This window comes from Acidobacteriota bacterium, assembly GCA_016195325.1.
Taxonomy (GTDB): domain Bacteria; phylum Acidobacteriota; class Polarisedimenticolia; order JACPZX01; family JACPZX01; genus JACPZX01.
In genome coordinates, this window is record JACPZX010000047.1 from 15,582 (window position 1) to 37,534 (window position 21,953).

Sequence of the window (21,953 nt, forward strand, 5' to 3'; positions counted from 1 at the left end):
GAGATCGCCATGCCCGTGCTGAAGTCCGCGTGCCCGCTCGACTGCCCCGATGCGTGCAGCCTCGACGTGAAGGTCGAGAACGGGCGCGTCGTCACGATCGACGGCAACAGCGACAACCCGATCACGGACGGCTACATCTGCCAGAAGGTCCGGGGGTTCGCGGACCACCTCTACGGCCCGCAGAGAATCCTCCACCCGGCCGTGAGGCGCGGCGCGAAGGGAGACGGGACCTTCGAGCGCGTCTCGTGGGACGAGGCGCTGGGGCTCGTGGCCGATCGCCTTCTCCGGGCGCAGCGCGAGCAGGGCGGCGAGTCGATCCTCCCCTACTGCTACGGCGGCTCGAACGGCTTCCTGTCGCAGGACGCCACGGATCTCAGGCTCTTCCGACGGCTCGGCGCGTCGCGCCTGGCGCGGACCGTCTGCGCCGCCCCGTCGAAGGCGGCGGCCGCGGGGCTCTACGGAAAGATGGCCGGCGTCGCGATCGAGGACTACGGGAAGGCGAAGCTGGTCGTCCTGTGGGGGTTCAACCCGCAGGCGTCGGGGATTCACCTGATCCCGCACATCCAGGCGGCGACGCGGAAAGGGGCGACGCTCGTCGTCATCGACCCGCGGCGCACGCGCCTCGCCGCCCGCGCCGACATGCACCTCGCCGTCCGTCCCGGGAGCGATCTCGCCGTCGCCCTCAGCCTCATCCACTGGCTCTTCTCGGCCGGGCGCGCCGCGACCGACTTTCTGGCGCGGCACGCCACCGGCGTCGAGGAGCTCAGGCGCCGCGCCGAAGGATGGACCTTCGAGCGCGCGGCGTCCCTCGCCGGAGTCGAGGCCTCCGCGCTCGAGCGCTTCGCGAGCCTCTACGCCGACGCCTCCCCCGCCGTGATCCGCGCGGGGTGGGGGCCGGAGAGGAACCGGAACGGCGGCTCCGCTCTCGCCTCGATCCTCGCGCTTCCGGCCGTCGCCGGGAAGTTCGGCGTCCGCGGGGGGGGCTACACGATGAGCAACTCGGGGATCTGGGCGATCGATTCCGAGGCGGCGGTCAACGAGCCCCCCGTCGCGACGCGCGAGATCAACATGAACCTCCTCGGCGAGACGCTCCTGCACGAGCGGAAGCCCCCCGTCGCCTGCCTCTTCGTCTACAACTCGAACGCCCTCATGACGTCGCCGGCGCAGGAGAAGATCCGCGCGGGGCTCTCGCGCGAGGATCTCTTCACCGTCGTCTTCGACCAGGTGTTGACGGACACGGCGCGCTACGCCGACGTCATCCTCCCCGCGCCGTCGTTCCTCGAGAGGCACGAGGTCTCGCGGGGGTACGGCTCGATGGTCCTGCAGGAGTCGAGAGCGGTCATCGAGCCTGTCGGCGAGTCACGCCCGAACCACGAGGTCTTCGCCGCGCTCTGCCGCCTCACCGGCGTCTCGAAGGCCGGGGATCCCGAGACCGGCGACGAGATCCGCGACGCGGCGCTCGGCGCCGGCCCCGACTCGGCGAGGTGGAAGCGGGATCTCGAGGAGAGGCGGATCACCGCGCCGTCCGAAGGGGGAACGCCGATCCAGTTCGTTGACGTCTTCCCGCGCACGCCGGACCTCAAGGTTCATCTCTTCCCCGCCGACCTCGACGCGCAGGCGCCGAAGGGGCTCTACGGCTTCCAGGAGGATCCGGCGACCGCGGAGTTTCCGCTCGCGCTCATCTCTCCCGCGACGGAGCGCACGATCAACTCGAGCCTCGGACAGCTCCATCTCGAGCAGGTGCCGATCGAGATGAACCCGGCCGACGCGAAGGCGCGCGGCGTGAAGGACGGCGACGCCGTGCGCGCGCACAACTCCTTCGGCGAGGTCCGGTGCCTCGCGCGGATCAACCCGGAGATCCCCGAAGGCGTCGTCTCGCTCGCGAAGGGGATCTGGAGCCACAACACGCTGAACGGGCGCACCGCGAACGCCCTCGCCCCCGACACGCTGACCGACCTGGGCGCCGGCGCCTGCTTCAACGACGCGCGGGTGCAGGTCGAGGGGATCGCCGTCTCGAGCTGAGGTGCCGATGCCGTCTCTCGCCGGGCATCACGATTTCGCGGTCCTCGAGGCCCGGCTCGCGGAGCTGATCCGCGAGGTGAAGGCGCGGGATCCCGCCGGCCCCTTCGCCCCCGTCGCCGTCCTCGTCCCCAACGACGATCTGCGCGATCACGTCCAGATCGCGCTCGGGCGATCGCTCGGCGCGCTCCTCGCGGTTGACGTCATGACGCACGAGGTCTTCGCGCGGGAGGCGGCGCGCCGGGCCGGGGCGGCGATCCCGAGGCGCCTCTCGCCGCGGGTCCGCGAGGCGATCGCGGCCGAGGCGATCGCGGCCGCGGGCGGGGGCCTCGCCGCGTACGTCACTTCCCGACCCGGGAGCGCCGCGGCGATCCTGACGACCCTCAACGAGCTCCGCGAAGCGGGGGTCGACGCGGCGCGCGCGGCGGCCGTCGAGTCGCTGTCCCCCCGCGCGATCGATCTCCTGCGCGTTCACAAGGCCTATGCTGCGCGCCTCGACGAGCTCCTGCCGAGGGGGCTCTCCGACCGCGCCGGATCGCTCGGCGCCGCGCGGCCGCACGTCGCGGCGCACGCGAGGCGCTACCGCCTCGTCGTCCACTACGGCGCCTACGAACTGATCGGCGCAAACCTCGCGCTCATGCGGGAGATCGGGGAATCGGGAACGCCTCTCGTCTTCCTCCTTCCGTGGCATCCGACATCGCCCGCCTTCGAGCACGCGCGGCGCCGGCTCCCGCTCGCCCTCGGGGCGACAGTGACGCCGATCGAGCCGGCCTTTCAGAATTCAGACTCACGTGGGACGCGCGACGCGCGCCTCCTCGCGGCGCGGCTGCCCGCTCTCTACGACCACGAAGCCGCCCCCCCGGCGCTCCCGCCGGGGCCATCGATCGAGTACTTCCACGCGCAGGGCCCGGCCGCCGAGCTCGGCGAGGTCGCCCTCCGGATCCTCGCGCTGCACCGGGACGAAGGGGTTCCGCTCCAGCGGGTCGCCGTCATCGCACGGACGCTCGAACCGTACGCGCCGCTCCTCCGCCCGGCGTTCGGCGATCGGGGAGTCCCATTCACGACGGCCGCGACGGTCAGCGCGCTTCGCGAGCCGCACGCCCTCGCGGCGCTCCACCTCGTGCGCGCCGCCGCCGGCGACTTCGAGCGCCAACCGCTCCTCGATCTCTTCCGCAGCGGCCTCTGGAGGTGTTCCGAGCCCCGGGCGGCCGGGTCGGCGCACGCCTGGGAGAAGCTGAGCCGCATGTGCCGCGTCACTCGCGGGTTGCGCTCATGGACGCAGGATCTCCCCCGATGGATGGCACGATGGAAGGGCCCGGCGCCCGAACACGCCGACGACGCCGCGAAAGCCCTCGCCGCGGAAATCGCAGATCGATCCCGCTCGGAGGCAGCCTCGCTTGCCGCCGAGGTTCAGTCGATTGCCGACGCTTTCGATCTCGCTTCGCGCGCCGCGTCGTGGGCCGAATGGTCTGAACGCGTGCGGGAGACGCTCGTGGCGCGCCTCACAGGATTCGCAGAGGACGGGGGCGACGCGACGCCGGCCCCCGGAGTCGTCGCGATCCGGGGGGTCCTCGGCGAGATGAAGGATCTCGACGTCGCCGGCGCGACGTTCACCGTGACGTCGGCGCCGGCACGCTTCGAGCGCGCGATCCGCGAGGCGCGCGTGCCCGCTCCGGGAGTAACGGAGGGTGGAGTGAAGATCCTCGACGCGCTCCGCGCGCGCGGCCTCGCCTTCGACGCCGTTTTTCTCATCGGCTTCAACGGGGATATCGTCCCGCGCCGGACAGGCGAGGATCCCTTCCTCAGGGACGAGGACCGGCGCACGTTGGCCGAGTCGCTAGCCGCCCCCCTCACGATCCGGGGAGCGGCACGCGAGGAGGAGCACCTCCTTCTCGCGCACCTTCTCGGCGCCGCGCGCCGTAAACTCGTCGTCTCGTGGCAACGCGCCGACGCGAACGGAAGAGCCAAGGCCGTCAGCCTCGCCCTCCGCGAGATCGCGCGCGTCACCCTAGGCGGCCCGCGCCTCGAAGCGATTGAGGCCGTCGCGACGCGCGTCGGAGCGCACCCCCTCGACGCCGCGCGCGACGCCGCCGCGCGGTTCCGGATGCTGCCCACGCGCGAGGCGCGCCTCGGATCCGCGCTCTCCCTCCCGTCGCCGGCCCACGTGCGGCGAGCCGTCGCCGACTTCCCACCCGAGTCGGCGTCCGTCGCGGGAACGGAGGAGGCGCTCGCCGCCGGGCTCGAGATGCTCGACGCAATCGACGAGCTCGCCCCGGCCCGACTCGACTACGACGGCGCCGTGGGCGATGCCGCTCCGCCCCCCGACGTCTGGTCGCCGTCGCGTCTCGAGGCGCTCGGCGCCTGCCCGCAGCAGTATTTCTTCAGGTACCACCTTCGCGTCGAGGAGATGGGGGCGATAACGGAGCCGCACGAGCTCGACGCGCGCGAGATGGGGCTCGCCGTCCACGCCGTGCTCGCGGAGGTCTACTCGGCGCTCGAACGCGCGCCGGAGCTCTTCGGCCCCGGCGCGGATCCGGCGAAGGCGGCGTCGCGGGCGCTCGATCTCCTGCGCGCCGCTTGGCCGAAACACACCTCCGACATCGCCGAGAGGATGCATGCGCGCGTTCCGCTTCTCTGGAGCGAGACGTCGAAGCTCTGGAGAAACGCCCTGGAGACGTTTGTCCTCTTCGACGCGCCCTCGCTCGCGCGCGACGGCGGCGCGATCGTCGGCGTCGAGCGCGCGGTGAAGGTGCTCCTCCCCACGCCGAGCGGCGGACCGCGCGTCGAGATCCAGGGGCGCGTCGATCGCGCGACGCGCCGGGGCACCGGGGAGATCGTCGTTGCCGATTACAAGACCGGACGGAACCTGGAGCCGCTGGTCGAGATGCGCGACGTTCTGAAGGGTACTCGCCTCCAGATTGCGCTCTATGCCCTCGCCGCGGAATCAGAGGGCGCCGCCTTCGCCGATCGCGCGGAGGTGCGGGCGGAGGTGATCGGAATCGGTCCGGGGCACGCGGAAGGAATCGACGCGCCGGCGGCGGACGTCGCCGCTGGCTATCCCGCGCGGGCGCCTCTCGACCCCAAGAAATTCGCCGCGGGCCGCGCCGGGGTCCTTGAGACGATCGGCGTCCTGGCGCGCCTCGCGGCCTCCGGGAATTTCCCTCTCGATAAGAGCGATCGCTGCCGCTACTGCCCCTACACGCGGGCGTGCAGGAAATCGCACGCCCCGACGGTCGCGCGGCTCCGGGCCGCCCCCGGCGCGGCAGACTTCTACAGGCTCCGCGGCAAGAGCACGCAAAAGCCGCTCCTCGCCGACGTCGGCGACGCCGAGGAGGATTCGTGAGCCGGCGCGCGGCGACCGTCCTCGATCGGAACCTGGTCGTCACCGCGGGGGCGGGCACGGGAAAGACCGCGCTCCTCGTGGAGCGAACGCTGAATCTCTTGGCAGGTCCGTTGGCTCAGCCCGTCGATTCGCTCGCCCTGATCACCTTCACCGACAAGGCGGCTGCCGAGCTGCGCCAGCGTCTCGCGTCAGCCCTCGACGAGCTGCGCGCGCTCGGCGCCGCAGGAGAGCCGCTCCCCTCCGCCCCGGCCAAGCGGACCGAGGCTCAACGAGCGTGGGCTTGGCTTCGCGGCGAGGCGGGGGTAGCCGCGGCGTCGATCGATTCACGAGCGCGCGCCGCTCTTGCCGAGCTCGACGGCGCGACGGTCTCGACGATTCACGCATTCTGCACGGAGATCCTTAGGCGCCACCCGCGCGAGGCAGGGGTTGATCCCTCATTTCAGATCGACGAGGGCGCGTCGTCGGATCAGATCTTCGAAGAAGAATGGGAATCGTTCCTACTCGAAGAGCTCCGGATGGAAAGCCGGCGCGCCGATCTCTGGCGGAGGGCTCTCCTTCTTCCCGGAGCCCTCGACTCCGTCCGCTCCCTCGCCAGATCTCTCGCCTCGTTCGCGCTCCCAGCTATGCCGCTCGGCCCGCCCGTCCCCGCGCCGCTCCGCGACTTGTTCGGCGACGAAGCGGGCGCGATCCGCGATCGCGCCCTCCAATTCGTGGCGAAAGCGGCGCCGATGAACCGAAACATGAAGGACTTCCTCTCGGCGACGGCCGACCTGCTCAACGCCTTCCTGAAGCGCGGCCCCGAGGAGATGCGGCTGGTCACGTCGCCTCTCTCCCTCGACGACTATCTGAAGAAGAAGAAAATAGAGCCCGGAGCGAAGCTCGATCCGGCCGAGGCGGCCGAGGCGTCGGACATCAAGCGGCGCGGCGAGGCACTGGTCGCCCTGCTGGCGAGAATCGACGAACCGCGCGTCGCGCTCCTCCTCGAGGCGGCCGCGCCGCTCGCCGCGCGCGCTCGCGAACGTCTTCTCGCCACGGGGCTCGTGACGTACGATGCCCTCCTCCGGCTCGCGCGGAACCTCATCGCGGAAAACGTCCCCGTCCGACGCGCGCTTGCCGCGCGGTGGAGGACGATTCTCGTCGACGAGTTCCAGGACACGGACCCGCTCCAGTACGAGATTCTCTTTTTCCTGTGCGAGGAGGAGTCAACAGCGGCACGCGACGCGTACGCGGCGCGCCTCGCCCCTGGCCGTCTTTTCATCGTCGGCGATCCGAAGCAGTCGATTTACCGCTTCCGCGGAGCGGACATCGAGGCATTCCAGCGCGCCGTGGGACGCGTGATTGAGTGCGGCGGCGAACGGCTCTCGCTTTCCGTCTCGTACCGAAGCCCGGCCGCGATCCTGGATCCCGTCAACCGGATTTTCTCGGAGTGGATCGGCCCACGGGCGGGCGGCGAGGAAGCGTACGAGCCGGAGTACGAGCCGATCGAGTCGGCCCGCGAAGACGAGACGGCCGGCGGCGATCCCTGCGTTGAGATCTGGTCGGTTCCTGTGGAGGGGAGCGCCGATGACCGGCGCCGCGGGGAGGCGCAGGCGATCGCCTCCTGGATCTCGGCGGCCGCGGGGAAGAAAGCGGCCACGGGCACTCCGCTCCGTTTCCGGGACATTGCCATTCTCTTCCGCGCGCTGACACCGGCCCCGCTGTACACGCAGGCTATGCGGAACGCGGGGATTCCGTTCGTGGTCGAAGGCGGTCGCGATTTCTATGTGAGACAGGAGATCGGCGACCTCGTCTCGTTTCTCCGCGCGGCGGTCAACCCGAACGACGGCGCGTCGGTCCTCGCGGTGATGCGGTCGCCGCTGGGCGGCGTCACCGACGTCGAGCTGGCGCGGTATGCCTCGGCCGGAGGGCGCCTCGATCGACCCGATCTCTCGAAGGCGGCCGCCTGCCCTGGGCGCAGGCCGAAGAACTCGCGCGGCGCGGGCTTTCGGTCGAGGAGACGCTGACCCATCTCGAGGAGGAGTCCCTGGGAAATCGAGCCGAGGGAGAGAGTCCGCTCGCCGACGAGACGGTTGACGCGGTGCGCCTGCTCTCGGTGCACAAAGCGAAGGGACTCGAGTACCCCGTCGTCGTGATCCCCGACGTCGGGCGGGGCCATGCCCGGAACGAGCGCGGAAGGAGTCGGGAGGCGCAGGCCAGATGGCTCCCCCACGAGGCGTCGGGGTTCGTCGCGGCGCGCCTCACCGACGGCTCGACAAACCTCGCGTGGGCGAAGCTCGCCGGGCTCGATCGCCGCCACGAGATGGCCGAGGAGAAGCGCGTCCTTTACGTCGCGTGTACGCGCGCGAGAGAGAAGCTGATACTCGTGAACAGCGAGATGGGGAAGGGCGCCGCTCCGTGGCGCGACGCGCTCGCCGCGCTGGGCTACCACCTGCGCGACGGGATCCCCGCCGGGGGCCCTCTGGGCGCCGAAGGGGTAACGCACCGCATCGTGGAGTCCGGAGCACCTTCCGATCGTCGCGGTCCCGTCGCTCTCGATCCGATCTTCGGCGACGCGGCGCGAGGCTGGCAGGCCGTCGCGGCCTCGGCTGCGGGAAGCGCGGCGCCGCCACTCCGACGCCCAACCGGCGAGCGCGAGGCGCGGGAGGACGAGGATCGCGAGCGCCGCCTCTTCGATGACACGGGTCGCGCCGCCGGGGGCCGTCGCGACGGGACGCGCGCCGCCGTGGCGCGGTGTGCGGGGTCCGCGGTCCACGTCGCGCTCGAGGGCTGGAACTTTGCGGAGGGCGCCGCGCTGAAGCGTGAGGCGCGCGCCGCAGCCGAGCGCTTGGCCGATCTCGAGGTCGCGCCTCTCCGCGGCGAGATCGTCGAGGAGGTGGAGGAGATCCTCGACGGGTTCCTCGTCTCCGCGCTCCCTGCCCGACTCGCAGGCCTCGCAATCCTCGGCCGCGAGATCCCCGTGCTGTTCGACGACGGAAAGAACGGAGGCGGAGTGTGGCGCGGTTACTGCGACCTCGTCTACCGCGACGCGGACGGCGGCGTTGTCGTCGCCGACTACAAGACCTCGCGCACGGAGAGCGACGAGGCGGCCGCGGAGGCGGCGCGCGCGTACGGGCCGCAGCTCGCCGTCTACCGCGGAGCGATCGAGCGCGCCATCCCGGGCGCGGTCGTTCGCGCGGAGATCCTCTTCGTCCGGAGCGGGCGCGTCGTCCGGCTGTAGGCGGACTTCAGAACAGCGGGAGCTGACCGGGCGGGCCGGAGGACTGCTTCGCGCGCGGCTTCGGCTCGGCCGGCGGGACCGCAGCCGGCGTGGCGGCCGGCACCTCCGGTGCGGCGGCGATGGGCGCCGGACGCGGCGGCGCGGCCATCTCCGCGGGCCTCCCGTTCGGGAAGGCGGGGGGGGCGACCGGCTTCACCCCTTTCCACTCCGGGCACATCTCCTGGTAATCGCACCACGAGCACAAGGGCCCCTTCTTCGCGGGGAAGTCGCGCGCCCCCTCGACGGTCTGGATCAGCGAGATGCACTTGCGCTTGACCTGATCGAGATCTTGCGGTGTGCGCGTCTCGACGGCGTCGGCGCGGTGGGCGAGGAAGTGCCAGATGAGCCGCACCTCCTTCGTCTGGGGGAAGCGCTGCCGCAGCGCGATCTCGTAGAGGGGAAGCTGCCGGTCGTACCTGAGGCTTCCCTCCTTCGGCAGCGTCGCCGTGGTCTTGTAGTCGTGGATCTCGATGATGCCGGGCTCCGCGTGCTGCGCGCGATCGACGAACCCCATCATCCTGAACTTCCCGGCCGCGTCGAGGTTCATCTCGACCTTCAGCTCGACGCCGATGATCCGATCGGGCTCGATGGGGAAGGGGAAGTGCTTCTCCCAGTACCCTGCAATGCAGCGCGCGCCGACGGCGCGGTAGTACTCGGTGTCGAGATCGGGGCGGACGACCTTGACCGCCGGCGTGAGGTGACGGCTCCAGAGCGACTCGTAGAGGTCGAGCGCCGCCGCCATCCCCTCCGCGCGCGCGCGGGGAAGATCCTCGTAGACGTGCTCGAGGACCTCGTGCACCCGCTTCCCCATGAAGGCCTCGATCGACTCGAAGCCGGTCCGGATCCGGTCGATGTACCGGTAGCGGTACTGGAGGGGGCAGTTCTCGAAGGACGAGAGGCGCGAGTGCGAGTAGACGATCAAGGGGCCTCCAGGGCGACGCGCGATGATACCAGAGATCCCGCCGCGCCGCGGGTGCTACGCTTTTCGAGGATGAGCCAGGCCGTCCCCCGGACGATCGAGATCGGCGACGTCGTGGTCTGCCGCGACGGCGAGCATGCCCGCGCCTTCGGCGTCGCGGGGCGCGTGGGGATCGCCGTCGAGACGCGGACGAGCGACGCGCGCGTCACCTTCCTCGACCCGGAGCGTTCGATCTGGCTCCCGCATCCCTCACTCCGGAGGGCGACGGAGCAGGAGGCGTCGGCCTCCCCGCTCGGCCTCGCCGCCGAGCTGCTGCGCGCGATCCCCGGAACCGCGATCGAGATCGATGCGCGCAGCGGGGCCGCGCCCTCCCTCCGGTTCATCCTCACGCACGGCGCCGTCGACACGCTCCACCTCGACGACCTGAGGCGGCGGTTCGCCGGAAGGATCGGAGGGTGGGCTCTCCGCCCCGCCGGGCTCCACCGGATCGAGAGCGTCGTCGAGGTCCCGGCGTCGCCGTGATTTAGAAGTTCCAGCCGGCGACGATCTTGGCGTCGGGGAGATCCGTGAACCCGAGCTGCAGCTCCGCGAGGAACCGCCTCTTCCCGGAGAGCTTCATCTCGATCCCGCCGACCCCCACGGGGCCGATCTTCGTGTCGTGGCTCTCGCATCCGAACGATCGCGCGAAGCCGCCGCAGTTCGAGTTGAAATCGTAGAAGGCCGCGGAGAGCGAACCCCCCGCGTACGGTGTGACCTGCGCCTTGATCGGGAAGTAGTAGGCGACCATCGCGTTGAACTGCACCGTCGTGACGTGATCGCCGAACCCGATCTCGGCGCTCGGCTGGAACCGGACGTGCGGGGCGAACTCGCCGAGATCGAACTGCACGCCGCCGACCACCTGGTCGGGGCCGGACGAGAAGCCGACGCGCGGGCCCCAGCCCTTGAGTCCCATCTCCTGGGCGTGCGCGGCGGCGGGAGCGAGGAAGAGGATGAGTGCGAGCGTACCGAACGTGAGTGCCGTCTTCAGCTTCATGAATCCCTCCATGGGGTCGGGGGCGTTTGCCTTGGCGGCGAGCGCATCCTAGGGATGCCCGCGCCGGGAATCAAGGTGTCGTAAGCTGCGCCGCATGATCCGCGCGCTGATCCTCGACTACAACGGCGTCGTCGTGAACGACGAGCCGCTGCACAAGGAGGCGTTCCGCCGCGTCCTCGGCGACGCGGGGATCGCTCTCGACGACGAGGAGTACTACACCCGATACCTCGGGATCCCCGATCGCGAGGTCGCGCGCGACGCGCTGCGACGCGCCGGCGTCGACTCCGCGGGACTCGACGATGAGGCCGACCACATCCTCGCGCTGAAGGCGCTGGTCTACCGGAACCTGACGCGGAGCGATCTCCCCGAGGTCCCCGGCGCGTCCCGCTTCATCCTCGAGGCGGCGGAGGCCTACCCGATCGCGATCGCGTCGGGGGCGATCCGCGTCGAGGTCGAGGACGGCCTCTACCGCCTCGGCGTTCGCGACGCGATCACCGCCGTCGTCACGATCGAGGACGTCAGCCGGGGCAAGCCCGACCCGGAGCCCTTCCTGGCCGCGCGATCCGCGCTGGTGCGCGCGGGGCTTCTGGACGGCGCGCGCCACGCGCTCGGCGCGGCCGAGCCCGCCGCGTCGTTTCTCGTCGTGGAGGACTCCCCCGCCGGCCTCGCCGCCGCGCGCGCCGCCTGGATGCACGCGGTCGGCGTCGCGACCTCGCGGCCGCGCGAGGATCTCAAGCCTGCCGACCTCGTCGTGGGGGATCTCTCGGAGCTGACGCTCGCGAGGATCGAGGCCCTCTGACCTGTCGATTTAGACGGGGAGACCGAGTAGAATCCCCGTTTCCGTTCACGTCGCGTCGGACACCCCCCGGGGAGACCCCATGGCGAAGCCGTCCTCGAAGCCCAAGACAGATCCCAGGCGTCAGGCGCTCGATCGGGGACGCACGCTTCTCGCCGCGTGGGGGATCCACGAGGGGACTCTTCCGCCGGGAACGCCCGGAGATCAGGTGGTCCTCACGCTCTCGCCGCTGATCGGGCGGGATCCGGCGTGCGACCTTCTGATCGCGGAGTGGCTCGGCAGGACCGGCGACAGGGACACCGCGGAGAAGCTCGCGTCGTGGGAGCCGCAGGCCCCGGACAAGGACGTCAAGCGCGAGATCCGCCGCGCCCTCTTCAAGCTGGAGCAGAAAGGGATCCCGGTGAACCGCCGCGAGGAGCCGAAGGCCGTCTTCTCGCTGGGCGTGAAGCCGCACGAGCCCGAGGCGTACCTGGGAGCCCCGGACGGGGACGGCGCGCGGATGGCGTGGCTCTTGAAGCGGGACGCCTCGGGGTACACCGGGCTCTTCACCGTCATCAGCGATCGCGAGGGGATGCTGTCCGTCTCCGCGGGGACGCTGACGAAGCAGAGGCTCACCGATGCGATCAAGGAGATGGCGTCTGAAGGGACCGGAGCGCCGGCCCCCGCCCCATGGCCCTACGTCGACGCCCTGATGCACGCCGCCTTCCGCCAGGCGGCGCCGCGCCCCGGCCGGTCGCGCGCCGACTACCTCCTCTCCCGATCCGAGATCACCGCGGCGGCCGCGCTTCCCGTGCCGACCTGCCCCGTCTGGGACGAAGTTCCCGCAAGCTCCCTCGCCGACCCCGAGCTCCTCGATGCCTCGGCCGAGCTGTTCAAGGAGAAGGAGCTGGGGACGTGGTCCCTCCCCGCGGAGGCGGCCCGCACGCACCTGCAGGCTCTCGCGGATCTGAACCGCTCGGGGCTCGTGCTCAGCAAGGAGACGGCGGCCGAGCGCACGACCGCGATCTTCGACGCCGCCCTCGTCGACTTCGCCGCGAGCCCCCTCAGGGAGATCCTCGCGAGGCGCCTCGAGGAGATGGGGTACGTCCTCCACCGGCGCGGGATGGAGCGGCCGGCGCGGCTCGCGCTCGCCGTGGCGCTCGCGCTCCGGAGCCCCGAGCCCGTGGATCTGAAGAAGGTGTCGTTCCTGCGGGCGTGGGTCTTCCGGGCCTTCCTCCCGACCATGCTTCGGGATCGGGCCGCGGGGGCCCGCGGCGCCGCACCGGGTGAGGGAGAGGCCGAGGGAGCCGCTCCCCCGTCGGAGCTGGCGGAAGGCGCGTCGCGCATCCTCGATCCGTCGAAAGTCCGCGAGACCGGCGTCCAGGGGGCGGGCCGGTTGGACGACACCGACGCGCCGGGGCTCATCATTCGTCCATGACGCGCGGGCGTCCATGAGGCGCGGGTCCTCCCGCGCCGATGCCTCCACGCCGCGCGGGCCCTCCCGCGCGCTCGTGATCGGCGCGCTCCTCCTCGTCCAGGTCTTCTTCGGCCTCCACTACATCGGCGCGAAGATCGTCCTCGCGTCGATCCCCCCGGCCGCGTGGGCCGTCCTGCGCATCGTCTCCGCGGCGGCCATCCTGCTCGCCGTCACGGCCTTCATGAAGAAGGCGTGGCCGACGAGCCTGAGGGACCACGCGCGCATCGCCCTCTACGCCCTCTTCGGCGTCACGATCAACCAGGTCTGCTTCGTCGAGGGGCTCGCGCGCACGCTCGCGTCGCACTCCACCGTGCTGAACACCGCCATTCCGGTGGCCACGCTCCTCATCGCGATCCTGATGCGCCGCGAGCGGCCGACCCCCGGGAAGCTCGCGGGGATTGCGCTCTCGCTCTGCGGCGCCCTCTATCTCGTCGTCCACTCCGGGATGTCGCTCCAGGGCGGCGCCTTCACGGGAGACCTCCTCACCCTGGCGAACGGCCTCTCGTACTCGTTCTTCCTGGTGATCAGCAAGCCCATCCTCTCGCGGTACAGCAGCCAGGTCGTCACGGCGCTCCTCCTCGCGTACGGCGCGATCGGCATCGTCGTCTTCGGCGGGCGGGATCTCCTCGCGGCGGATCTGTCGGCGGTGCCCGCGGCGGCGTGGGCGTGGGCGGCGTTCGTGATCCTCTTCGCGACGGTCGCCGCGTACATGCTGAACTCGTGGGCCCTCAAGCGGGTCGACTCGTCGCAGGTCGCGCTCTTCATCTACGTGCAGCCGGTGATCGCGGCGGGGCTGTCGGTGATCGTGCTGGGAGAGTCGATCACCCCGCATCTCGTGGTCGCGGCGGCGCTGATCTTCGCCGGGGTCTTCGTGGCCGTCGCGCTCAGCGGGACTTCAGCCGTCCCGCGTACTCCTTGAACGCGGCGACGAGCGCCGGCCGCTCCATCCCGATGTCGGCGTAGAAGACCGAAGGCCCGCTCTTCCCCTCGATCTCGTGCTTCAGGTAGGCCGCGAACCCGGCCGCGTGCGCCCCGCCGTCGGCGTGGAGCAGGAAGTGGACGAGGAGCCAGCTCGCCGCGTAGTTGTCGATCGGATCGTTCATGAAGAACTCGGACTCGCTCCGGATCGCGATCACCTCGTCGATCGGCTCGGCCTGATCCTTGCGCACGCGCGCCTGGTACGCGTCGAGCATCTTCTCCGCGGCGGTGGGGCGGGACTTCAGCTTCGGGAAGAGGACGACCCCCTCCTTCCCGCCGATCTCGCCGACCTTGAACTCACCCGCCCTGTCACGCCAGGTGAACCCGAAGTACGACGCGACCCCCTCCGCGATCCACGGCGACGGCTCCGCCTCCTCGCCGTACAGCCGGGTCTTGAAGAGCTGGTGCGTCGCCTCGTGAACGACGACGTCCGGCAGGTCGCCGGGCTCGACGGTGTCGGTGTGCGCGGCGACGACGTCGACCCCTCCCATGTAGTGCCCCACGGGGCGGAGCTCCCCGGCGGCCTCGGCGTCGCCGAGGAGCTGCCTGTACTTGTAGTAGGAGTAGAAGAAAAAGACGAACGACTTGTCGGCGTGCGGGCGCAGCGTGAGCCTTCCGGACCAGAACGAGTCGAACCAGCCCTGGTACGACTCGAGAAGATCGGCCGCCGCTTTCGGATCGAAGCGAGGATCGTCGGACTCGACGATGTAGTGGGCGGACTCGCGGCTCGCGTAGTTCCGGTCGTTGATCAGCGCCTCGCAGCGCGCGCGGAAGGACTCGTAGCTCTTCTTCCGGTCGGCCGCGAGCTTCGCGTCGGCGTCGGCGTCCTCGGGGGCCGCGCCGAGAGGAAGGGCCGCCGCCAGGGCGAGCGCCGCCAGAAGGACGATGAGAGAGCGCCTCGCGGGTCGAGCCATCGCGTGCCATTCTGACAGGTCGGCTCGAAAAAAGCGCTTGACCCTGGAGTCGACACCATGGTCCAGAATCCGGGAGATGAGCATGCACTACACCTCGGGAGCTCTCGCGAAGATCGGCGGCGTGACCCGCGACGCGCTCCGCCACTACGAGCGGATGGGGGTGCTCCCCGCCCCGGAGCGCCTCCGGAACAACTACCGCGCGTACCCGGCGGACGCGCCCCAACGCCTGCGCGTGATTCGATCGGCGCTCGCCGTCGGCTTCACCCTCGAGGAGCTGGCGGCGATTCTCAGGCGCCGCAGCGCGGGGGACGCTCCGTGCCGTCAGGTGCGGCAGCAGGCGGGGATGAAGCTCGCGCGGATCGAGGAGACGATCCGGCACCTGAGGTCGCTGCGAAAAACCCTGCGCGAGGTCCTCGGCGACTGGGACGCCCGCCTCGCCGGCACGGCGCCAGGCCGGCGCGCGGGCCTCCTCGAGGCCCTCGCCGCCCGCGATCTCTCGAAGCTCCCCGCCGCGTACCACGACGCCCTTCCCCTGCGACACCCTCGATCGAAAGGAGAAAAGCCATGAACTCTTCCCGCACCTCCGGCCCCGCGATCCTCGCGGTGGCCGCCGTCCTGTGTCTTGCCGCGCCTCCGTCCGTCGGCGCCTCCGGCCCCGAGACGGCGGATCACGCCTGCCCGATGATGGATTCCCGCGCCGCGGGCGTGGACGCGCGCGGGGACGCGGCCATGGGGTTCGATCACGCGAAGACGACGCACCACTTCACGCTGGCGGCGGACGGCGGCGCGATAGAGGTCGGCGCGAACAGCCCCGACGACACTCTGAGTCGCGACATGATCCGCAAACACCTGCGCCACGTCGCGACGATGTTCGGCGACGGCGACTTCACGATCCCCATGCTCGTCCACGCGCAGGATTCTCCCGGCGCGGCGGCGATGGCGAGGCTCAAGGGGAAGATCTCCTACACGTACGAGGAGACGGACGGCGGGGCCCGCGTGAGGATCCGGACCGCAGACCGGGAGGCGCTCGGCGCGATCCACGAGTTCCTCAGGTTCCAGATCCAGGATCACCGGACCGGTGATCCTATCGTCCCTTAGTCTCCTTCGCGGCGAGGTCGACCAGGCGGCGGGCGACGGCCCTGAGGTCGTCCTCGTCCACCGGGTTGACGGCCCCCTGCATGCCGAAGTCGACGAGCTGCTCGCTGACGTCCTCGAGGTCGCCGACGGTGTCGAGATTGGAGGAGATGAGCCCCTCGACGGTCCTGGCGTAGACGGCCGCCTGCATCTCTCCCGCGAGGTACCCCTCGCTCAGGACGCGGAAGAGATCGAGGATGTCGTCGCGTTCCATCGCGTCAGCCCTCCGCCCGCGCCCGCGCCGCCTCGCGGACGAGCGCGTCCACGTCGGCCTCGTCGTTGAAGAAGTGGACGGAAGCCCGGAGACCTCCGACGCGGTTCGTGTACCGCTGCGAGATGCAGACCCGCCGCGCCCTGAGCCGCGCGACGATGCGCCCGTCGAGGGGGGCGTCGCCCGTCGCGGTGAAGACGACGATCCCCGATCGATCCTTCTCCTCGCGCGGCGAGACCAGCCGGAACTTCTCCGCGTCGAGCGCGTCGATGAGCCTTGCCGAGAGCGAGCGGATGCGCGCCTCGATGGCGCGCGGCCCCGTCGCGTTGATGAGCGCCAGGGAGGCCGCGAGGCCGTAGGCGCCCGGATAGTTGGCCGTCCCGCCCGTCTCCATGCGACGGGCCTCGTTCACGAAGTCGTAGCGCCTCATGAGGGAGATGTCCGGGGTCGAGAAGTAGACTCCCCACCCCCCCTCGGGGGGCTCGAGGTTCAGGTACCCCCAGAGGGAAGGGCGGAACTTCGGAAGGGACGACCTCCGGACGTAGAGGATCCCGCACCCGAACGGGGCGTTGAGCCACTTGTGGCCGCCGCAGACGACGGCGTCGGCCGCGATCGCGCGCACGTCGAGGGGGAGCGCCCCGAGCTGGTGGATGACGTCGAGGATGAGCACCGCGCCGCTCGACGCGGCCATCGCGGAGAGGGCGGGTAGGTCCAGCCGCTGGCCGCTCGACCAGAGCACCGACGAGAGGACGATCGCCTTCGTCCGGGAGTCGATCGCCTTCGCGACGTCGGCCAGCTCGATCCGCCCCTCCCGGTTCCGGACGAAGCGGAGATCGCACCCCGTCTCCTGCGCGCGCACGGCCCACGGCGTCGAAACGCCGATGAAGTCCAGATCGCAGAGGACGACGTTGTCGTCCCCCGTCACGTCGAGCCCGCTCGCGGTGAGGGCGAGGCCGTGCGTCGTGCTCTCGACGAGGGCGATCTCCCCCTCCTCGGCGCCGAGGAGCGCCGCCGCCTCCTTCGCGGCGAGCCTCCGCCCCGCGTCGAGGAGGAGGTGGTGCTCGGTCGCGTCCACCGACGGCATCGAGACGATGCGGTCGAGAAAATCGCGGATCGCGTCGCGCGCCTGCGCCGGCGCGAGGCTCACGCACGCGGCGTCCATGAAGACCTTGTCGGCCAGCCCGGGGAACGACGCCCGCACCGCGGCCCAGTCGGGCGGCGCGGCAGGGCCCGCCATCAATGGACCATTCCCAGATCGTCCGACTCGAGCGGCGAGGGGATCGGCGAGGCGTGGTGGAGCACCATGCGCCAGCGCCCCGACTCGCGCACGAAGAGGTTCGTGGCGCGCGCGACGCTCATCTGATCGCCCGATTCGTTCTGGTTGCGGATCTGCTCCAGGCACTGCACCCAGGCCACCTCGCCGAAGACGCTGATCTCGACCTCGGCGGCCTCGACGTTCAGCGAGCCCCCGGCGGTGAAGATCGAGTGCCACGACTCGCGGATCGCGGACCAGCCGACGAGGACGTCCCAGCCCGGGTGGATGCAGCGGGCGGTCATGGTGTGGGACCAGACCTCCTCCATCTTGTCGAGGTCCGAGTCGTTCAGCGCCTCGTAGAACTGCAGGTTCGCCTTCTCGGCCTCGCTCACGTCGATTTCGATAGCCATGACCCTCTCGCGCCGTCGAGCCCCGCCGCTTCGGGCCGCGGGGCAGTTGATTTCCATTTCCGGGCGCCCGTATTCTATCCCCCTCGAGGCGCGTTCAGGCCCTCGTCCAGCACGGAGCGACCCGGAATCGCTCGATGTTAGCAGAACTCGAGAGACTCCCAACTCAGGAGAAGGCATCGAATCCTTCCGGCGCCACCGTTCGAGCACAGCTCTTCTGAGAACGACCCTCTCGGCGCTCCTCGCCCTCGCCGCGGCGGGGACGGATCCCCGGCTCGTCGCCGGGGCCGGCGAGGCCCCCGGCGCGGGGAATCCGGCCGCGGAGCAGCCGGCGCCGAAGCCCCCCGACGCGTACGCGCGCGCCCTCTCCCTCTACCGCGCGGAGAAGTTCCCGGACGCGGCGGCGGTGCTCGAGGAGGCGATCCGGTCGGGGGTGGGCGGACGCGGCTACTCGGCGCTCCTCGGCTGGGCCCTGGTGAGGATGCTCCGCTACGACGACGCGGCCGCCGCCTTCCGCGCCGAGCTGAAGCTCGAGCCGGGGTCGAGCGAGGCGCGGCAGGGGCTCGCCCTCTCCCTCGCGGGGGCCGGTGACGCGCAGGGGGCGCTCGAGATCGCGCTCCCCCTCGCCGCCGAGCGCCCCGACGACCCCGACGTCGCCGCCATCGCCGCACGGGCGCTGGGCGCCGCACGCGGCCTCGCCGACCGGCGGATCGGCGACGCGCCCCCCGCCTCCCCCCCCGTCGCGCACGCGAGATCCGGGCCGTCGCACCTCGAGGTCGCCTGGAAGGGGCGCTTCGTCCCGATCTTCGTCAAAGGAGTGAACCTCGGGGTCGCCCTCCCGGGGAAGTTTCCCGCCGAGTTCCCCGAGGAGGTCGCGACGTACCGGGAGTGGCTGGACCTGATCGGGAGGATGGGGGCGAACGCCGTCCGCCTGTACACGCTCCTCCCTCCCGCGTTCTACGACGCGCTGAAGGCGCACAACGACGCCGCAGCCGCCGCCTCACCCGGCGCGTCGACGCCTCCCCCGGGATATCTTTGGCTCTTCCAGGGGGTGTGGACCGAGCTTCCGGACGGCGACGACTACGACGGGCCGGCGTTCGCCGGCGCCTTCCTCGAGGAGGGAGAGCGGATCCTCGACGCCCTCCACGGCCGGATCGCGGTGGCCTTCCGCCCCGGCCACGCCTGCGGCCTCTACCGATCCGACGTCTCGGGGATGACGATCGGCATCATCCTCGGGCGCGAGTGGGAGCCCTACTCCGTCGACGCGTACGACCGCGCGCACCCCGCGGCGTCGTTCGCGGGCCGTTATTTCAGGATGGAGAGCGGCACCGCGATGGAGGCGTGGGCCGCGCGCGCGATGGAGCACACCGTCGCGTACGAGATGCGGAGGTACGGCGCGACGCGGCCTACCGCGTTCACGAACTGGCCGACCCTCGACCCGCTGCGCCACCCGACCGAGGCGACGAAGGCCGAGGAGGAGGCGATCGCGAGAAAGCTCGGCCTCCCCTTCGACGCGGCGCGGGTGAGGGAGTACGACAACGACGGAGCCGGCATCGACGCCAACCGTATCAGGCCGACGCGCGAGGCCCTCGGCGGGCAGTTCGCTTCGTACCATGCGTACCCCTACTACCCGGACTTCATGAACAACGACCCGGACTACGCGCGGGCGCGGGACGCCCGGGGGACGGACAACTACATTGGGTACCTCCGGGATCTGAAGCACCACCACGCGTCGATGCCGCTCATGATCTCGGAGGTGGGAGTCCCCACCTCGCGCGGCGTGGCGCACGTGCAGCCGCAGGGGATGAACCACGGCGGCCACAACGAAGTGGAGCAGGGGGAGATCGACGCGCGGCTCATGGAGAACATCCACGACGCAGGCTGCGCCGGCGGGATCCTCTTCGCATGGCTGGACGAGTGGTTCAAGAGGAACTGGCTCGTGATGGAGTTCGAGCAGCCCGCCGAGCGCAACGTGAAGTGGCTGAACGCCCTCGACCCCGAGCAGAACTACGGCCTCCTCGCCGCGCGGCCCGGGAGCGCGGGCCCCCTCGTCACCCTCGACGGAAGGACCGGCGACTGGAAGGGGCGCGCGCCTCTCATGACCCACGGCGCCGGGGAGGCGGGGGCGGCGGGGCTCTCGGCGATCTGGGCCGCGAGCGACGAGGCGTACCTGTACCTGCGGGTCGACGCGAGCGGCGTCTCCCCGGGCGGCGACGGCGGCTGGAAGGGGCCGCGCTTCCTGATCGGCCTCGACACGTACGGCGCCGATCTGGGCGACACCTCGTTCCCGCGCGATCTCGGCGTGCGCGCCCCGACCGGCATGGAGTTCATGATCGATCTCGCGGGAGAGGCGTCGAGCCGGATCCTCGTCGACACCCCGTACGACCTCTTCACGCACCGCTACGACCGTCCCTTCCGCAGCGCGCCGAACGACGACGGGCGCTACATCGACATCCGCGTCGAGACGAACCGGAGCCGGATCGGGCGCGACGGGACGATATACCCTTCGGTGATGCACGACCTGAGCCCCCTGCGCCCCGGCACGACCGACCCCGCCGACGCCGCGTACGACGATCTCGCGGACTATGCGTTCGACGCGTCGGCGGGGGTCTTCGAGGTGCGGATTCCGTGGGGTCTCCTCAACGTGACCGACCCGTCGTCGCGCCGCGTCGTGGACGACGACCCGAAGAACCTCGACGAGGTGGGGACGCGCGTGACGGAGGGGTTCCGCGTGTACGCGGTCGCGTACGACCCGGCGAGCCGCGCGGTCCTCGACACCCTCCCCGAGCGCGGGCCGGACGGCCGCCTCGCCGCGACCGCGTCGTCGCTCTACACGTGGAAGACCTGGGAGCAGCCCACCTTCCACACGCGCCCGAAGAAATCCTACGAGATCGTCCGGAAGTGCTTCCTCGCCCTTCCCGACGCGGTGACTCCGTGAGGGCCTCGCGCATCGCGTGCGCGCTCGCGATCGCGATCGCCGTCGCCCAGGGGGCGCGCGCCGCAGGAAAGGGAGACGCGGAGTACGCCGCCGGCGAGATCGCGTTCCGCCAGGGGGACAACACCGCGGCGGAGGCCCACTTCCGGAAGGCGATCGAGGCCGATCCCGACAACCTGAGGGCTCTCGTGAAGCTCGCGACGGTCGTCTCATACTCCGATCGGCTGGCGGAGGCGGTGGACCTTTACGATCGCGCCCTGAAGATCGACCCGGGAAGCGCCGACGCGCGCTCCGGCCTCGCCCGGACCCTCTCGTGGAAGGGGGACTACGATCGAGCGATCGAGATCTACAGGGGCCTTCTCGCGGAGAGCCCGGACAGCCGCGACGCCTCTCTCGGCCTCGCGAGGACGCTCGCGTGGACGGGCCGCACCGCAGAGTCCCGGGACGCGTACCTCGGGATCCTCGCGGCGAACCCTCAGGACGTCGAGGCGCGCAACGGCCTCGCCGCGTCCCTCTCGTGGGCCGGGCATCTCGACGACGCGCTGGCCCTCTACGACGAGACGCTGACGATCGCCCCGGACAACAAGGACGCGCTCGCCGGGAGGGCCCGCGTCCTCCAATGGCAGGGGCGCCCGCGGCCCGCGGCCCGGGCGGCCGCCGCCGCGCTCCGGGCGCACCCCGACGACCGCGAGGCGCAGAAGGTCGACGCGTCGATCCGCGACGGGCTGGCCACGGTCGTCGACGGCGCCGTGGGGTTCGTGCACGACACCGACCGGAACGAGATCAACACGGAGCACGCAGGGGCAACTCTCTCCCCCTCCCCGTCGCTGACGGTGGGAGGGTCGCTCGATCGGTTCGGCGCCCGGGGCCCGGGAGCTTCCTCGGGCCTCATCGACGAGAGCCTCCTGTCGCCACGCGCCTCGCTCACGTACCGGTTCGACGGCGGCCTCGCGCTCTCCGGCGCCGCGGGCGCGGATCGCGTCGACGGAGCCGAATCGACCACCCACTTCGCCGGATCCGCGGGCGCGGCCTACCGCATCGACGACCACTGGTCGATCTCGGGCGCCGCTTCGAAGGGGGTCTTCGCGGCCACGGCCCGGAGCCTCCTCGCCGACGTCGAGATCCGATCTCTCTCCGCGACCGCGGCCCTCACGCCGATCCCGTCGATCGGAGTCCGCGTGACCGCCGAGAGCGACACGTTCACGGATGAGAACGCCCGCCGGCTCCTCGCCTGCTACGCCCGCTGGGCGCTCCCGCTCCGGAGGCCCCGCGTCGGCGTGTCGTGGTCGGTGCGCGA

Annotated in this window: 18 protein-coding genes; 12 read left to right on the top strand and 6 right to left on the bottom strand. The window is 71.1% G+C overall.

Translation table 11 applies throughout. The features are described from left to right. Window positions 1-9: 9 nt before the first annotated feature. The 4 genes from HY049_09665 (at window position 10) to HY049_09680 (ending at window position 8,579) form a co-directional block, all read left to right on the top strand. Window positions 10-2,022: a molybdopterin-dependent oxidoreductase gene (locus HY049_09665; protein MBI3449169.1), complete on the top strand. Its 2,013-nt coding sequence runs from the start codon at window positions 10-12 to the stop codon at window positions 2,020-2,022. Between the two features lie 7 nt (window positions 2,023-2,029). Then, a complete protein-coding gene (locus tag HY049_09670) occupies window positions 2,030-5,362 on the top strand; it encodes a PD-(D/E)XK nuclease family protein (protein ID MBI3449170.1) in 3,333 nt (1,110 codons plus the stop codon). Next, a complete protein-coding gene (locus tag HY049_09675) occupies window positions 5,359-7,365 on the top strand; it encodes a UvrD-helicase domain-containing protein (GenBank protein MBI3449171.1) in 2,007 nt (668 codons plus the stop codon). Before HY049_09670 ends, HY049_09675 begins: the two co-directional genes overlap by 4 nt. Window positions 7,366-7,439: 74 nt before the next feature. Beyond that, on the top strand, window positions 7,440-8,579 hold the full coding sequence (locus HY049_09680) for a PD-(D/E)XK nuclease family protein (GenBank protein ID MBI3449172.1): 1,140 nt from the start codon (window positions 7,440-7,442) through the stop codon (window positions 8,577-8,579). Between the two features lie 7 nt (window positions 8,580-8,586). Here the strand turns inward: HY049_09680 and HY049_09685 are convergent, their stop codons facing one another. Further along, a complete protein-coding gene (locus HY049_09685; protein ID MBI3449173.1) occupies window positions 8,587-9,540 on the bottom strand; it encodes a PD-(D/E)XK nuclease family protein in 954 nt (317 codons plus the stop codon). Window positions 9,541-9,609: 69 nt separating this feature from the next. Between HY049_09685 and HY049_09690 the strand changes: the two genes are divergently transcribed. Continuing rightward, window positions 9,610-10,059, top strand: coding sequence for a hypothetical protein (locus tag HY049_09690; GenBank protein MBI3449174.1), 450 nt, complete (start codon window positions 9,610-9,612; stop codon window positions 10,057-10,059). Window position 10,060: 1 nt separating this feature from the next. Here HY049_09690 and HY049_09695 read toward each other — a convergent pair whose 3' ends face one another. Further along, window positions 10,061-10,570, bottom strand: a complete 510-nt coding sequence (locus HY049_09695; GenBank protein ID MBI3449175.1) for a hypothetical protein — start codon at window positions 10,568-10,570, stop codon at window positions 10,061-10,063. A gap of 94 nt (window positions 10,571-10,664) precedes the next feature. Here HY049_09695 and HY049_09700 point away from each other — a divergent pair, with 94 nt between their 5' ends. The 3 genes from HY049_09700 to HY049_09710 all read left to right on the top strand — a co-directional run bounded on the left by HY049_09700 (window position 10,665) and on the right by HY049_09710 (window position 13,741). Beyond that, window positions 10,665-11,369: an HAD family phosphatase gene (locus HY049_09700; GenBank protein ID MBI3449176.1), complete on the top strand. Its 705-nt coding sequence runs from the start codon at window positions 10,665-10,667 to the stop codon at window positions 11,367-11,369. 79 nt (window positions 11,370-11,448) lie between these two features. Continuing rightward, a complete protein-coding gene (locus tag HY049_09705; GenBank protein ID MBI3449177.1) occupies window positions 11,449-12,783 on the top strand; it encodes a hypothetical protein in 1,335 nt (444 codons plus the stop codon). Between the two features lie 13 nt (window positions 12,784-12,796). Next, window positions 12,797-13,741, top strand: coding sequence for a DMT family transporter (locus tag HY049_09710; protein ID MBI3449178.1), 945 nt, complete (start codon window positions 12,797-12,799; stop codon window positions 13,739-13,741). Here the strand turns inward: HY049_09710 and HY049_09715 are convergent. Further along, window positions 13,707-14,714 (bottom strand): DUF1570 domain-containing protein, encoded by a 1,008-nt coding sequence (locus HY049_09715; protein ID MBI3449179.1) that lies wholly within the window; start codon window positions 14,712-14,714, stop codon window positions 13,707-13,709. The genes HY049_09710 and HY049_09715 overlap by 35 nt on opposite strands. 82 nt (window positions 14,715-14,796) lie before the next feature. On the opposite strand from HY049_09715, the gene HY049_09720 reads away from it, so the two are divergent. Further along, window positions 14,797-15,282, top strand: coding sequence for a MerR family transcriptional regulator (locus HY049_09720; protein MBI3449180.1), 486 nt, complete (start codon window positions 14,797-14,799; stop codon window positions 15,280-15,282). Window positions 15,283-15,395: 113 nt separating this feature from the next. Next, a complete protein-coding gene (locus tag HY049_09725; protein MBI3449181.1) occupies window positions 15,396-15,812 on the top strand; it encodes a hypothetical protein in 417 nt (138 codons plus the stop codon). Here the strand turns inward: HY049_09725 and HY049_09730 are convergent. From HY049_09730 to HY049_09740, 3 genes are read right to left on the bottom strand one after another with little or no spacing between them, the layout of a single operon-like run. Next, window positions 15,799-16,062 carry a hypothetical protein gene (locus HY049_09730; GenBank protein ID MBI3449182.1) on the bottom strand — a complete coding sequence of 88 codons (264 nt, stop codon included), beginning with the start codon at window positions 16,060-16,062 and terminating at the stop codon, window positions 15,799-15,801. The genes HY049_09725 and HY049_09730 overlap by 14 nt on opposite strands. 4 nt (window positions 16,063-16,066) lie before the next feature. Then, window positions 16,067-17,296: an aminotransferase class V-fold PLP-dependent enzyme gene (locus HY049_09735; protein MBI3449183.1), complete on the bottom strand. Its 1,230-nt coding sequence runs from the start codon at window positions 17,294-17,296 to the stop codon at window positions 16,067-16,069. Then, complete coding sequence (locus HY049_09740) at window positions 17,296-17,724, bottom strand: nuclear transport factor 2 family protein (GenBank protein MBI3449184.1); 429 nt, start codon at window positions 17,722-17,724, stop codon at window positions 17,296-17,298. The genes HY049_09735 and HY049_09740 overlap by 1 nt, the downstream gene beginning before the upstream one ends. 46 nt (window positions 17,725-17,770) lie before the next feature. Here HY049_09740 and HY049_09745 point away from each other — a divergent pair, with 46 nt between their 5' ends. Together HY049_09745 and HY049_09750 are read left to right on the top strand one after the other, a co-directional pair. Then, a complete protein-coding gene (locus HY049_09745; GenBank protein MBI3449185.1) occupies window positions 17,771-20,659 on the top strand; it encodes a hypothetical protein in 2,889 nt (962 codons plus the stop codon). Then, window positions 20,656-21,953 (top strand): tetratricopeptide repeat protein (locus tag HY049_09750; protein ID MBI3449186.1); only part of this gene is annotated, 1,298 nt, incomplete at its 3' end. The genes HY049_09745 and HY049_09750, both read left to right, overlap by 4 nt.